At 69.0% G+C, this 13,020-nt stretch carries 12 protein-coding genes; 8 read left to right on the forward strand and 4 right to left on the reverse strand.

The genetic code is table 11. The annotated features are described in order from the left end of the window. Positions 1 to 71 precede the first annotated feature (71 nt). From ACZ7CH_RS01665 to ACZ7CH_RS01685, 5 genes are all read left to right on the forward strand, one after another. On the forward strand, positions 72 to 473 hold the full coding sequence (locus ACZ7CH_RS01665) for a DUF4259 domain-containing protein (protein ID WP_470372947.1): 402 nt from the start codon (positions 72 to 74) through the stop codon (positions 471 to 473). A 44-nt stretch (positions 474 to 517) separates the two neighbouring features. Then, complete coding sequence (locus ACZ7CH_RS01670) at positions 518 to 2,338, forward strand: NHL domain-containing thioredoxin family protein (RefSeq protein WP_470372948.1); 1,821 nt, start codon at positions 518 to 520, stop codon at positions 2,336 to 2,338. 36 nt (positions 2,339 to 2,374) lie between these two features. Continuing rightward, positions 2,375 to 2,668 (forward strand): GroES family chaperonin, encoded by a 294-nt coding sequence (locus ACZ7CH_RS01675; protein ID WP_360394817.1) that lies wholly within the window; start codon positions 2,375 to 2,377, stop codon positions 2,666 to 2,668. 289 nt (positions 2,669 to 2,957) lie between these two features. Further along, positions 2,958 to 4,754: a VanW family protein gene (locus ACZ7CH_RS01680; protein ID WP_470369992.1), complete on the forward strand. Its 1,797-nt coding sequence runs from the start codon at positions 2,958 to 2,960 to the stop codon at positions 4,752 to 4,754. A gap of 110 nt (positions 4,755 to 4,864) precedes the next feature. Beyond that, on the forward strand, positions 4,865 to 5,593 hold the full coding sequence (locus ACZ7CH_RS01685) for a DUF1206 domain-containing protein (RefSeq protein ID WP_360394823.1): 729 nt from the start codon (positions 4,865 to 4,867) through the stop codon (positions 5,591 to 5,593). Positions 5,594 to 5,679: 86 nt separating this feature from the next. On the opposite strand, the gene ACZ7CH_RS01690 is transcribed toward ACZ7CH_RS01685, so the two are convergent. Together ACZ7CH_RS01690 and ACZ7CH_RS01695 are read right to left on the reverse strand one after the other, a co-directional pair. Next, positions 5,680 to 7,515, reverse strand: coding sequence for an acyl-CoA dehydrogenase (locus ACZ7CH_RS01690; RefSeq protein WP_360394103.1), 1,836 nt, complete (start codon positions 7,513 to 7,515; stop codon positions 5,680 to 5,682). 163 nt (positions 7,516 to 7,678) lie between these two features. After that, entirely contained in the window at positions 7,679 to 8,713 is a 1,035-nt protein-coding gene (locus ACZ7CH_RS01695) for an FAD-dependent oxidoreductase (RefSeq protein WP_470372949.1), read from the reverse strand. 82 nt (positions 8,714 to 8,795) lie between these two features. Here ACZ7CH_RS01695 and ACZ7CH_RS01700 point away from each other — a divergent pair, with 82 nt between their 5' ends. Then, on the forward strand, positions 8,796 to 9,374 hold the full coding sequence (locus tag ACZ7CH_RS01700) for a TetR/AcrR family transcriptional regulator (protein ID WP_470372950.1): 579 nt from the start codon (positions 8,796 to 8,798) through the stop codon (positions 9,372 to 9,374). On the opposite strand, the gene ACZ7CH_RS01705 is transcribed toward ACZ7CH_RS01700, so the two are convergent. Then, positions 9,336 to 9,974 (reverse strand): response regulator transcription factor, encoded by a 639-nt coding sequence (locus ACZ7CH_RS01705; protein WP_360394112.1) that lies wholly within the window; start codon positions 9,972 to 9,974, stop codon positions 9,336 to 9,338. The two genes, ACZ7CH_RS01700 and ACZ7CH_RS01705, sit on opposite strands and share 39 nt — an antisense overlap. 243 nt (positions 9,975 to 10,217) lie before the next feature. Here ACZ7CH_RS01705 and ACZ7CH_RS01710 point away from each other — a divergent pair, with 243 nt between their 5' ends. Together ACZ7CH_RS01710 and ACZ7CH_RS01715 are read left to right on the forward strand one after the other, a co-directional pair. Then, a complete protein-coding gene (locus tag ACZ7CH_RS01710; RefSeq protein ID WP_360394115.1) occupies positions 10,218 to 11,720 on the forward strand; it encodes a sodium:solute symporter family protein in 1,503 nt (500 codons plus the stop codon). Positions 11,721 to 11,842: 122 nt separating this feature from the next. Beyond that, the gene (locus tag ACZ7CH_RS01715; RefSeq protein ID WP_458429915.1) at positions 11,843 to 12,259 is read left to right on the forward strand and encodes a hypothetical protein; all 417 of its coding nucleotides are present in this window, start codon (positions 11,843 to 11,845) and stop codon (positions 12,257 to 12,259) included. A 32-nt stretch (positions 12,260 to 12,291) separates the two neighbouring features. Here ACZ7CH_RS01715 and ACZ7CH_RS01720 read toward each other — a convergent pair whose 3' ends face one another. Beyond that, positions 12,292 to 12,969 carry a very short patch repair endonuclease gene (locus ACZ7CH_RS01720; protein ID WP_470372951.1) on the reverse strand — a complete coding sequence of 226 codons (678 nt, stop codon included), beginning with the start codon at positions 12,967 to 12,969 and terminating at the stop codon, positions 12,292 to 12,294. Positions 12,970 to 13,020 lie beyond the last annotated feature (51 nt).

Consider the following 13,020-nt stretch of genomic DNA (forward strand, 5'->3'; position numbering starts at 1 on the left):
GGCCGCGCGGTCGCGCATGATCAGCGCCGGACGGCACCACGCCGCCTTTCCACCTGCGCTGGGAGATCGCCTTGGGTACCTGGGACATCGGGTCGTTCGACAACGACGCGGCAGCGGACTTCGCCGGCAGGCTGGACAAGGCGCGGGCCGAGGAGCGCGAGGGCATCGTCCGGGCCGTCCTGGCCGGCGCGGCCGAAGCGGACGACGTCGAGGCCGATGACGGCAGCGAAGCCGTGGCGGCAGCCACGCTGGTCGCCGCGCAGTGTCCTGGTGGGAAGCCGGTCACCACCGCCTATGGCCCCCGCGAGCCCCTCCCCGCGTTCCCGGCGGACCTGCCTCCGCTGGCGGTGAGGGCGCTGGACCGCGTGCTGGCGAACTCCGAGCTCGCCGTGCTGTGGGACGACGCCGGGCACGGACCGCTGTGGCGCCAGGGCGTGGGCGACCTGCGCGCGGTACTGGCCCGGTCCACATGATGGACGTCGGAACACCACCACCGTCCACAGTGTTGGATACGGCCGTGACGACTGCCAAGCGCCGTGCCCGTGTCCGTGCCCCCGAGCTGCACGGCCGCGGCTGGCTGAACACCGGTGACGCCGCGGTCAGCCTCAGGGACCTGCGCGGCAAGGTCGTGCTGCTCGACTTCTGGACGTTCTGCTGCATCAACTGCCTGCACGTCCTCGACGAGCTGCGGCCGCTGGAGGCCAAGTACTCCGACGTCCTGGTCACGATCGGCGTGCACTCGCCGAAGTTCGTGCACGAGGCGGACCCGGAGGCGTTGAAGGCCGCCGTCGAGCGCTACGAGGTGCACCACCCGGTGCTCGACGACCCCGAGCTGGAGATGTGGCAGCAGTACGCGGTCAAGGCGTGGCCGACGCTCGCGCTGGTCGACCCGGAGGGGTACGTCGTGCACGTCGCCGCCGGTGAGGGGCACGTCGACGCGCTCGACACGATCATCGGCGAGCTGGTCGCCGAGCACGCGGCGAAGGGCACGTTGCACCGCGGCAGCGGGCCGTACGTCGCGCCGGAACCGCCGAGCACCACGCTCCGGTTCCCCGCCAAGGCGATCGTCACGCCGCGGAACACGATCCTGGTCAGCGACAGCGCCCACCACAGCCTCGTCGAGCTCGAAGCGGACGGTGAGACGGTCGTCCGGCGGATCGGCACCGGTGAGCGCGGGCGCGCGGACGGGCTGAACCCGACCTTCTCCGAGCCCGCCGGGCTCACGCTGGTGCCGAACACGCACGGCTACGACGTGGTCGTCGCGGACACGGTCAACCACCTCCTCCGCGGCCTCGACCTGGAGACCGGCGAGGTAACGACCATCGCGGGCACCGGTGAGCAGTGGCGGGAAGGCCAGACCGACGGACCGGCCGACAAGATCGACCTCACCAGCCCGTGGGACGTGGCGTGGTGGAACGGCGGCGTCGCCATCGCCATGGCCGGCAACCACACGCTCGGGTTCTTCGACCCGGGGACGAACCAGGTCAGCAGGCTCGCCGGCACGACCGTCGAGGGCATCAACGACGGTCCGGCGGAGGGGGCGTTCTTCGCGCAGACCAGCGGGCTGGCCGCGGCCGGCGACCGGCTGTGGATGGTCGACTCGGAGACCTCCGCGCTGCGCTACCTCGAGAACGGCGAGGTGCGCACCGAGGTCGGCAAGGGGCTGTTCGCCTTCGGGCACAGGGACGGCGACGCGGATGAGGCGCTGCTGCAGCACCCGCTCGGCGTCACGGTGCTGCCCGACGGGTCGGTGGCGGTCTCGGACACCTACAACGGCGCGATCCGCCGGTACGACCCGGAGACGCGGACGGTCAGCACCATCGCGACCGACCTCGCCGAGCCGAGTGACGCGCTGGTCGTGGACGGCGAGCTCGTCGTCGTGGCGAGCGCGGCGCACCGGCTTGAGCGGTTCACCGCCGCGGCCGTCAAGGTCGACGGCGAGGCGCACCGGGTGAAGCGGCCGAGCACCGACATCGCGGCCGGTGCGGTCGAGCTCGCCGTCGTCTTCACCCCGCCGACCGGGACGAAACTGGACGAACGGTACGGACCGTCCACCCGCCTGGAGATCACCAGCTCACCCCCGGAGCTGATCCTGGAGGGCGCGGGCGTCGGCACCGAACTGGTACGGGCGTTGCGGATCAACGATCAGGTCACGAACGGCGTTCTGCACGTCGTAGCGCAGGCGGCCAGTTGCAGTGACGATCCTGCCGACGAACACCCGGTCTGCCGCCTGACCAGGCAGGACTGGGGCGTCCCCGTTCGAGTGGTTGCCGATGCACCGACCCGGCTCCCGCTGCTGATGGGCGGCATGGACGAGGCACCTCCGCAGGCCACGTAGACTCTGCGGGTGCCTGATGTCAAGCTCGAGATCCAGATGCTGTACGACCGTGTGATGGTGCGCATCTCGCCGGAGGACGGCGAGCGGCGGTCCAGCGGTGGCATCGTGATCCCCGCGACGGCCCAGATGGCGAAGCGGTTGGCGTGGGGCAGCGTGTTCGGAGTCGGTACCAGCGTGCGGCACGTGAAGGTGGGAGACCGGGTGCTGTTCAACCCGGACGATCAGCTCGAGGTCGAGGTGCAGGGCACCACGTACCTCGTGCTGAGGGAACGCGATCTGCACGCTGTGGCCAGCGAGCTCACCGAGCACGGCACCGGCCTGTACCTGTGAGCCGCCGGTTCGAGATGGTGAACTGCTAGCTGTACACACGTATACGCCGCCTCAGTGGAGAGACAGGGCAACGGGGAGAGCTGTGCCGTACGACGCTGACAAGACGAGGGCGATGCCACCGGTCAACCCGAGAGGCACCGCCTCCGAGGAGACCACCCAGATCGCGCCCGTGAACGTGAACGCGTCCACCGAGGCCTGGCCGTCGGAGGAACCGGACACCGAGCAGCCGACCGTCACGGCCGCCGTGCCCGGTGTCGGCTTTCCCGCCGGCGAGGACGCCACCGAGTACATGCGACCGGTGACCCCGCCGCAGCCCCTGCCGGAGGACTCCGGCGTCTACGGGCCCGTGATGATCGAACCGGGCGACGAGGACGACGGGGCAGAGCCGAAGAACACGAAGAAGAAGGCGTTGATCGTGGCCGCGGCCGTGGTCGGCGCCTTCGGTCTGCTGTACGGCCTCGACATGCTCGTCTCCAGCGGCAACGTGCCCCGCGGCGTCACCGTCGCGGGCGTCGACGTCGGCGGCATGAGCCACTCCGAGGCCGAGGGGAAGCTGCGCGAGGCGATCGAGCCGCGGCTGAGCAAGCCGGTCGCGCTGAAGGCCGGTGACGTCACGGGCGAGCTCGACCCGAAGGCGGCGGGCCTGGAGCTCGACTGGAACGCCACGATCGACCGCGCGGGCAGCCAGCCGCTCTCCCCGATCACCCGCGTGACGTCGTTCTTCACCAGCCGCGAGGTGGGCGTGGCGACGAAGGCGGACGACGAGAAGGTCGCCGGCGCGCTCGAGGCGCTGCGCCCCGAGCTCGACCACGAGCCGATCGAGGGCACCATCAGGTTCGAGGGTGCCGCCCCGGTCGCCGTCGAGCCGCACGCCGGTCAGAAGATGCGCACGGAGGACGCGGCGCGCACCGTCGTGGCCAACTGGGCCTCCGGTGACCCGGTCGACGTGCCGATGGACTTCACCCCGGTCAAGACCACCAAGGAGGGCGTCGAGAAGGCGCTCAACGAGGTCGTGAAGACCGCCGTCTCCGCCCCGGTCACGATCAAGGGCGAGGGCAAGGACGCGGTCCTCGCACCCGAGCAGATCGCCGCCACGCTGAACTTCGTGCCCCTCGACGGGGGCGCGCTCGACGTCGGCGTGAACAAGGACAAGCTCGTCGAGGTGGCCGCTCCGCCGCTGAAGGAGACGGTCAAGGAGGGCAAGGACGCCCAGATCGTGTTCGAGGGCGGCCGGCCGACCGTGAAGCCGTCCGTCGACGGGCTCGACGTCGACTGGGACAAGAACATCCAGCCCTACTTCGACACGCTCAAGAAGACCGACGGGCGCGAGCTGAAGTTCGAGTACAAGCACACGCCCGCGAAGGTCACCACCGAGCAGGCGAACAAGATGGGCATCAAGGAGGTCATCGGCGAGTTCCAGACCGGTGGCTTCGCCGCGACGTCGGGCGTGAACATCCGGGTCGTGGCCGAGAAGGTCAACGGCGCGATCGTGAAGCCCAAGGAGACGTTCAGCCTCAACAAGCACACCGGCCCGCGCGGCACCGCGCAGGGCTACGTCGAGGCGGGCATCATCGAGAACGGCATCCCGGGCAAGGCGGTCGGCGGCGGCATCTCGCAGTTCGCGACCACGCTCTACAACGCGTCCTACTACGCGGGCATGAAGGACGCGGGCCACAAGGAGCACAGCTACTGGATCACGCGGTACCCGAAGGGCCGCGAGGCCACCGTGTTCATGGACGGCGCGGGCAACAGCCTGATCGACATCGCGTTCACGAACCCGGACGACACGGGCGTCGCCATCCAGACGATCTGGACCCCCTCGTCGATCAAGATCGTGCTCTGGGGCACCAAGAACTACGACGTCACCGGCTCCACCAGCGGTGAGTTCGCCCCGACCCAGCCGCAGGAGAAGAAGATCACCAAGGAGGGGTGCACGCCGAGCAACGGCGCCCCCGGCTTCTCCGTGACGGACACCCGCACGATCAAGGACCGCCGCACGGGCCAGACCCGCAGCGAGTCGCGCACGGTCCGCTACGACCCGCAGTTCAAGATCATCTGTGAGGGTCCGCCGCCTGCGGGCGGCTGACCCGAACCCGGGATTTGCCGTGGCCACGAGCGGGTATTCACCCGTTCGTGGCCACTGTTGCGCATGAGGCGCGAAGACACCCCGTCGTCCAGACGCTGGGGCGGGTGGGGATGGTTGTGTACGGAGCGGTGCACGTGCTCATCGCGTGGCTCGCGCTCCAGGTCGCGTTCGGCACGGACGCCGAGCGGACGGACTCCAAGGGAGCGCTGAGCGAGCTTGCGAAGAACGGCGCCTGGTTGCTGTGGGCCGTCGGCATCGGTCTGGTGTTCTTCGCCGTGTGGCAGCTGATCCTGGCCTTCGTCGGCTACACCTACGTGAGCAAGAAGCGCAAGCGGATCTCCAAACGCGTCGGCTCCGCGGCACGTGCCATCACTGCGGGCGGTATCGCGTTCGGTGCGTTCAAGTACGCCACCAGCGGTGCCACCGGTGACTCCACGCAACAGCAGCAGGAGCTGACCGCGCAGGTGCTCGCGTGGCCGGGCGGCCAGCTGATCGTGGGTGCGATCGCGATCGGCATCCTGGTCACCGCCGGCGTGATCGCCTACAAGGGCTTCAAGAAGTCGTTCGAGAAGGACCTCGACATGAGCCGTGCGCCGTCGTGGGTCGAGCCCGTCGGCCGGATCGGCTGGATCGGCAAGGGCGTCGCGTACGGCGTCATCGGCGTCCTCGTCGGACTGGCCGCGATCAACGCGGACCCCGAGCAGTCCGGCGGCATGGACAAGGCGCTGCACACGCTGGCCGCGCAGCCGTTCGGCATGTTCCTGCTGTCGGCGGTCGCGGTGGGCATCGCGGCGTTCGGCGTCTACTGCTTCGTCGCCGCGCGGGCGCTCAAGGAGTGAGCAGGAGCCGGAAAACGGAGACCGACTGAAAACGGGTCCGCGCACCTCGGGCAGGAGGTGCGCGGACCCGTCGTCGTGATCGCGTCCTAGAAGACGCTCTCGTCGATGTCCATCAGCGAGTTGTCGGTCTGCTCGGTGACCTTGCGGCGCGCGGTCAGCTCCGGCAGCACGTTCTTCGCGAAGAACGACGCCACCGCGATCTTGCCCTCGTAGAACGCCTTGTCCTTGGCCGACGGGGTGCCGCCGAGCTTCTCCAGCGCGACCTCGGCCTGGCGCAGCAGCAGCCAGCCGACGAGCACGTCACCCGCGGTCATCAGCAGGCGGACCGAGTTCTGGCCGACCTTGTAGAGGTTGCGGACGTCCTCCTGCGACGAGGTCAGGAAGCCGACGAGGGCGCCGAGCATGCCCTGCAGGTCTTCCAGGCCCTGCTTCAGGAGAGCGCGCTCCTCCTTGAGGCGACCGTTGCCGCCCTCGTTGTCGAGGAAGGACTGGATCTCGCCGTTGATGAACGCGAGCGCCTGGCCCTTGTCGCGGATGATCTTCCGGAAGAAGAAGTCGAGCGACTGGATGGCCGTGGTGCCCTCGTACAGCGAGTCGATCTTCGAGTCCCGGATGTACTGCTCGATCGGGTACTCCTGCAGGAAGCCGGAGCCGCCCAGGGTCTGCAGCGACTGCGCGAGCTGCTCGTAGGCGCGCTCGGAGCCGACGCCCTTGACGATCGGCAGCAGCAGGTCGTTCACCTGGGCCGCGAGCTTGGCGTCGTCGCCGCCGAGCATCACCTTGTCCTGGAACGTCGCGGTGTACAGGTACACGGCGCGCAGGCCCTCGGCGTACGCCTTCTGCAGCATCAGGCTGCGGCGCACGTCCGGGTGGTTGGTGATGGTGACGCGCGGGGCGGTCTTGTCCGTCATCCGCGTGAGGTCGGCGGACTGGACGCGCTCCTTGGCGTAGGACAGCGCGTTCAGGTAGCCGGTCGACAGCGTCGCGATGGCCTTGGTGCCGACCATCATGCGGGCGTACTCGATGACGTCGAACATCTGCGCGATGCCGTCGTGCACCTCGCCGAGCAGCCAGCCCTTGGCCGGGACGCCGTGCTGGCCGAACGTCAGCTCGCACGTCGTGGACGCCTTGATGCCCATCTTGTGCTCGACGTTGGTGACGAAGGCGCCGTTGCGCTCGCCCAGCTCGCCGGACTCCGGGTCGAAGTGGAACTTCGGCACCAGGAACAGCGACAGGCCCTTGGTGCCGGGCTTCGCCTCGATGCCCTCACCCTCGGGACGGGCGAGCACCATGTGCATGATGTTCTCGGTCAGGTCCTGGTCGGCGGACGTGATGAACCGCTTCACGCCCTCGATGTGCCAGGTGCCGTCGTCCTGCTTGATCGCCTTGGTGCGGCCTGCGCCGACGTCGGAACCGGCGTCCGGCTCGGTCAGCACCATCGTGGCGCCCCAGCCGCGGTCGATCATCAGCTGCGCCCAGTGCTGGTCGCGCTCGGTGCCGTTGTTGTAGACGACCGTCGCGAAGCTCGGGCCCGCCAGGTACATGTAGATCGGCGGGTTGGCGCCCAGGATCAGCTCGGACGCGGCCCACGCCACCGAGGGCGGGGTGCCGAAGCCGCCCAGCTCCTCCGGCAGGAACATGCGGTACCACTCGCCGTCCCACACGGCCTGGTACGACTTCTTCAGCGACTCCGGCAGGGTCGCCGAGTGCGTCGCCGGGTCGAACTTCGGCGGGTTGCGGTCGGCGTCGGCGAACGAGTCCGCGAGCGGACCCTCCGCCAGGGTCTTCATCTCGGCCAGAACGCCGCGCGCGGTGTCCTCGTCGGACTGCTCGAACGGCCCCTTGCCGAGGTGGTCCTGCACGTTGAAGACCTCGAACAGGTTGAATTCGAGATCCCGGACGTTGCTCTTGTAGTGGCCCATCTCGTCAGCTCACTCCTCAGGGTCGCGGCGGGGTCGCCTACTGACCGGTAACAACAGAGTATTACCCGACAGTAACCCCGGCAAGGGCGACCACCCACCGGTGGCGAAGCAGACAGTCCTCCGCGCGGCCTGAATCGGGCATGAGGTCGGACATGAGAGCAGGTCAGACGCGTACGGGGCGTGCGGGAACCATGTCGAGCAGTCCGGCCTCCGTGCGCTCGGCGAAGTCGACCGCACGCGGCACCATGACGGACTCGTAGGCCCGCACGCCCTCGTCGACACCGTCGCGGGCGACCGCGAGCACCAGTTCGGCGGCGTCCTGCAGTGCGAGGTTCGCGCCGACGCCCAGCGGGGGCATCAGGTGGGCGGCGTCCCCGAGCAGCGTCACGCCCGGCGTCGGCTCCCACCGGTGCGGGACGGGCAGGGCGTACAGCGGCCGGTGGACGGGCTCGCCGTGCAGGAACGCCCGCAGCGACGGGTGCCAGTCGGCGTAGACGTCCAGCAGGTCGGCGGTGGAGGGCCGCCAGTCCTCGGGGGCACGCAGGCACGCGTACGCGCGGATGTGGTCGCCGCTGCTGCGCTGCGACCACAGCATCAGGCCGTCGTGGTCGGCGACCATGGTGCCCTGGCCGGTGAGGTCGAGCAGCGCCTCGTCGCCGTCGTGCCGGACCTCGACGAACAGCACGCCGGTGTACCGCGGCACGGCGGCCGAGACCGCGCCGCGCACCCGTGACCAGGCGCCGTCCGCGCCGATGACCAGGTCGAACGTCGCGGTGGTGCCGTCCGTGAGCGTGACCTCGTGCGGGGCGGCGCCGGTGACGCCGAGGCCCCACGCGACGGTGCCCGGCGCGAGCGAGTCGAGCAGGAGGCCGCGCAGCTGCCCTCGGTCGATCTCCGGCCGGAAGTCGCCCTCGGCCGGTTCGTGCTCGACCAGCGCGGCCGTGGCGTGGTCGACCTTGCGCTGCTCCTGGCCCTCGAACCGGGCGAGCGCGCGCCACTGGTCGTAGAGGCCGGCGGCGCGGATCGCCTGCTGGCCGCTGTCGGCGTGCAGGTCGATCGTGCCGCCCTGCTGGCGGGCGTCCGGGGAGCTCTCCCGCTCGAAGACGGCGACGTCGGTGAACCCGTGCTGCTGCAGGACGCGGGCGCAGGTGAGGCCGCCGAGACCGGCTCCGGCGATGGCGATGCGTGGTGTGGTCATGCCACCGATGAAAGCGCACTGACTCAAAAAGTGCAATGACTACACTTTTGAAGTGGTTCAACTCGCAGGGTAGGCTGCCGGCGTGACCGAACTCGGCCGCCGTGAGCGCAAGAAGCTGCAGACCCGCCAGTCGATCGCCGACGCGGCACTGGAGCTGTTCCTGGCGCGCGGGTTCGACGACGTGGGCGTGAAGGAGGTCGCCGACCGCGCCGACGTGTCGGTGACGACGCTGTTCAAGCACTTCCCGAGCAAGGAGGCGCTGCTGTTCGACGAGGACGCCGAGATGGAGTCCTCGCTCATCGGCGCCGTGCGGGACCGCCCGGAGGGGACGTCGATCCCGGCCGCGCTGCGCGACCACTTCGTCGGCGCCGCGGAGGGCCACGTCGACCACCCGCTGTTCGAGTCGTTCGCCCGGCTGGTCGAGAGCACCCCGTCGCTGCGCGCCTACCAGCGCACGATGTGGCTCCGCCACGAGAAGGCGCTGGCCGAGGCCATCGCCGCGGAGATCGGCGCGCCACCCGGCGACGTCCGGTGCGCGGGCCTCGCCCGGTTCGCGCTGGAGGCCCGTGACGTGATCTTCAGCCGGCCGGACCGCGAGCGGGCGGCGGCGGAGCTGTTCGGCCTACTCGAACACGGTTGGCAGGCTCAGCAGCAGGCCTGACCGGTACGCGAGCGACACCGCGTGCGTCCGGTCGCGCGCGCTCAGCTTGCGGAGGATGCCCTTCACGTGGGTCCGCACGGTCTCCACGGACACGATCAACGCGTCGGCGACCTGCCGGTTCTCCATCCCGTCCGCGATGAGCGTGAGCACCTCGTACTCGCGCCGGGTCAGCGCCGGCCGTTCCCGGCAGCGCAGGTCGGGGTGGACGTACCCGCGGATGCGCAGCGTCTCGGAGATCACCCGCACGATCTGCTCCGGCTCCGCCGACCGCGGCACCACACCGCGAACACCCGCCTCCAGCGCGCTCGTGACGTAGTTCGCGTGCGAGTGCGCGTCCCTGGCCAGCCCGATCACGACGAGCCGGCTGTCGCGTTCGAGGAGCTGCCGCGCGAGCTGCCCCACCGGGTCCAGCATCGAGTCGACCAGCAGCACGTCCGGGTTCAGGTGCTCCTGCAGGCGCGCGGCGGCCTCCGGGTGCCCCGTCGACCCGAGCCAGCGCAGGCCGGCGGTCCGCCTCACCAGCGAGGACAGGCCCTCGCGGTAGAGCGGTACGGGGTCGATCAGCGCGACGCCGGGAGCAGGCCGGCCTGGCGGGAGCATCAGCACCTCCGTTCGTGCTTCCAGAGGAATGACGTCGTTCCCCCGGCCGCATGACGTGGAAAGTGCCGTTCATGTAGGTGAACAAGGGTCACGAATGTGATTCAAGACTGGCCAAGGTCTTCCACCCGGGGGCAACGGTCTCGTAAGACCTACGTCACATATCCCGTGCGGATGTGCCAGGTTCCCGCCGCCATGAGGCCTGGTGCTCTCGCGGGCACACGTGTGTGCACGCAAGGAGGTCACATGGGCACCCTCGATTGGATCGTGGTTGTCGGCTATTTCTTCGTGATGGTCGCGATCGGGCTCTGGTCGCGCGGGCGGGTCCAGAACATCGCCGACTTCTTCACGGCGGGCGGCAAGATGCCGTGGTGGCTGTCCGGCATCTCCCACCACATGTCGGGCTACAGCGCCGTCATGTTCGTGGCGTTCGCGTCCGAGGCGTACCGGCTCGGTCTCACCGTCTACGTGTGGTGGTCGCTGACGATCGGCATCGGCGTCGGCATCGGCGCGTTCCTGTTCGCACCGCGGTGGAACCGGCTGCGCTCCAAGCACGACGTCAAGTCGCCGCTCGAGTACCTGGCCAAGCGCTACAACCTGCCCACCCAGCAGGTCATGGCCTACGCGGGCGCACTGCTCAAGGTCGTCGACATCGCCGCGAAGTGGGCGGCCGTCTCGATCCTGCTCCGCGGCTTCGCGGGCGTCCCGATCACCTGGGGCATCGTGATCATCGGCCTGGTGACGATGGTCTACTCGGTGCTCGGCGGCCTGTGGGCGGACGCGCTCACCGACTTCGGCCAGTTCATCATCCAGGCGGCCGCGGGCTTCGCGATGTTCATCGCCGTCGCCGATACCCTCGGCTGGGGCTTCCCCGTGACGATCTGGGACAGGCTCCCCGACAGCCACAGCGACCCGCTCGCCGGCCCGTACACCTCGACGTTCCTCATGGCGCTCTTCCTGATCAAGACGCTGGAGTACAACGGCGGCATGTGGAACCTGGCGCAGCGCTACATGGCCGCGCCGTCGGGCTTCGCGGCCAAGCGGTCCGCGCTGCTGTCGTCCGCGCTGTGGCTGGTGTGGCCGCTGGTGCTGTTCTTCCCGATGTGGGCAGCGCCGCTGATCGTCCCCGGCCTCGAAGGCGCGCAGGCGGAGAACGCCTACATCGAGATGGGCAAGCAGATGCTGCCCGCCGGCATGATCGGCCTCGTCCTGGCCGGCTTCTTCTCGCACACGATGGCCATGGTGTCCTCGGACGCGAACGTCATCGCCGCCGTGATCAACCGCGACATGCTGCCGCACATCTGGAAGAAGGTGAAGACGTTCTCCGCGGACAACCAGCTCGTCCTGGCCCGCGTCACGACGTTCCTCTTCATCGGCATCAGCATGATCATCGCCATCGCCTCCGGCGGCCAGGGCTTCGTGCTCAAGGTGGTCGTCGACCTGGTCGCCGCCACGATGGGCCCGATCGCGATCCCGCTCATGCTGGGCCTGCTCCCGTGGTTCCGCAAGATCGGCTCGACGGCCGCCATCGCCTCGGTCGTCGGCGGCCTCGGCATGTGGGCGTTCCTCTACGTCGAGCAGATGAGCAAGGCCGCGTGGGTCACCAAGGGCGTGCTCGTCTCGTGGCCCCTGCTGCTCTCGCTGGTGCTGTACCTGTCGATCGGCTTCCTGAAGAAGGAGCCCTCCACCGAGCGCGACGCCCTGCTCGACTCGCTCAACTCCGACGAGCGCGAGCGCGTCAGGGCTTGATTTCCTGCGCGTCTCGCGGCGCCACGCCACGCCGCCGCGAGACGCGCAGATCACCCGTTGGTTGCCGTGGCGTGCGTCATCGTCACGAGACTCCCGCTTCGTCCGCATGCACAGTGGAGGTCATGGGTGCATGGCGTCCGGCGGACGACGCGGAACTGACCGCAGGCTGGCGACTCTGGCTGGAGCTCGCCGACCGCGTCTACCCCGGCCCGTCCTGGGACGGCACCCCGGCCGACGCCATCCGCCAGGTCCGCGACCTGCTGGCCGCCTGCGACTCGATCCGCACCGACTACCTGACCGAGTCACCGTCGCCTTCCGCCGCGCTGCTGCAGCTGCTGCAGTCGATGACCTTCGTGGCGTCGTTCCCGGTCGACCTGTGGCACGACGACGTCCATCCGCTGGACGTGGAACGCGCCGAGCTGCTGCACGGGGACCTGGCTTCGTTCGCGGAGCACGTCGCGGGGGTGCGTGCGGCGCTGGCCCGTGGTGGCGGGTGGGTGGACCTGGACCGCCGACCGTGGGGCCTACCGGTCGACTGACTCCATTTCCTCCGCGAGGGGGCGCTGATGGGTCAACAACGGGCGTTTCGGACAGTTTCGTCGATCAGCGCCGCGGCTAGTTCGACATCATCGTGCTCCCATACTCGGATGACCGACCACCCAGCGGCGGTGAGCGTTCTGTTGGTGTCGGCGTCTCTGGCTCGATTGCCGTTGATCTTTTCGCGCCAGAATTCCGCGTTCTTCGTGGCCGGCCGGTAGTGATCGGGGCAACCGTGCCAGTAACAGCCGTCCACGAAAACTGCTACACGCGCGCCGGGAAAGACGACGTCGGCACGGCGGCGTACTTCTGCGATCGGCCGCGCATCAACTCGGTATCGCAGACCGCGCTGGTGCAGAAGTCGTCGAAGCATTATTTCTGGCTCTGTGTCCTTGCTGCGATTGCCTCGCATGGAGGCTCGCACCTCGACGGACGACGCAGTCGATCCCGCAGGAAGTTTGTCGTCTGCGAGCAGGCCTTTTTCGCGAGCTTGTCGCCAAGCCTCGGCGAGGTTCTTCCCGCGCGAGGAGAACTCGACTTCGCACACGTACTTCTCTTGCGTCCTGCCATCCTGCGACCACCGAAGATAGGCTCGGATGCGGCGTGTTCGCCGATACAAGCGCAAACTGATCGATCCTCGCGCGCATCGGCCGTCGCCAAGATCGACATTTCGGCGGTTACGACCTTTGGCGGCTCGGTCCTGTTCCACCATCGGTGATGCAGCGCCCGCGTGACGTTTGTACGCGCGTTCATGCGGAAGCTG

Source organism: Lentzea sp. NPDC037011, assembly GCF_055607425.1.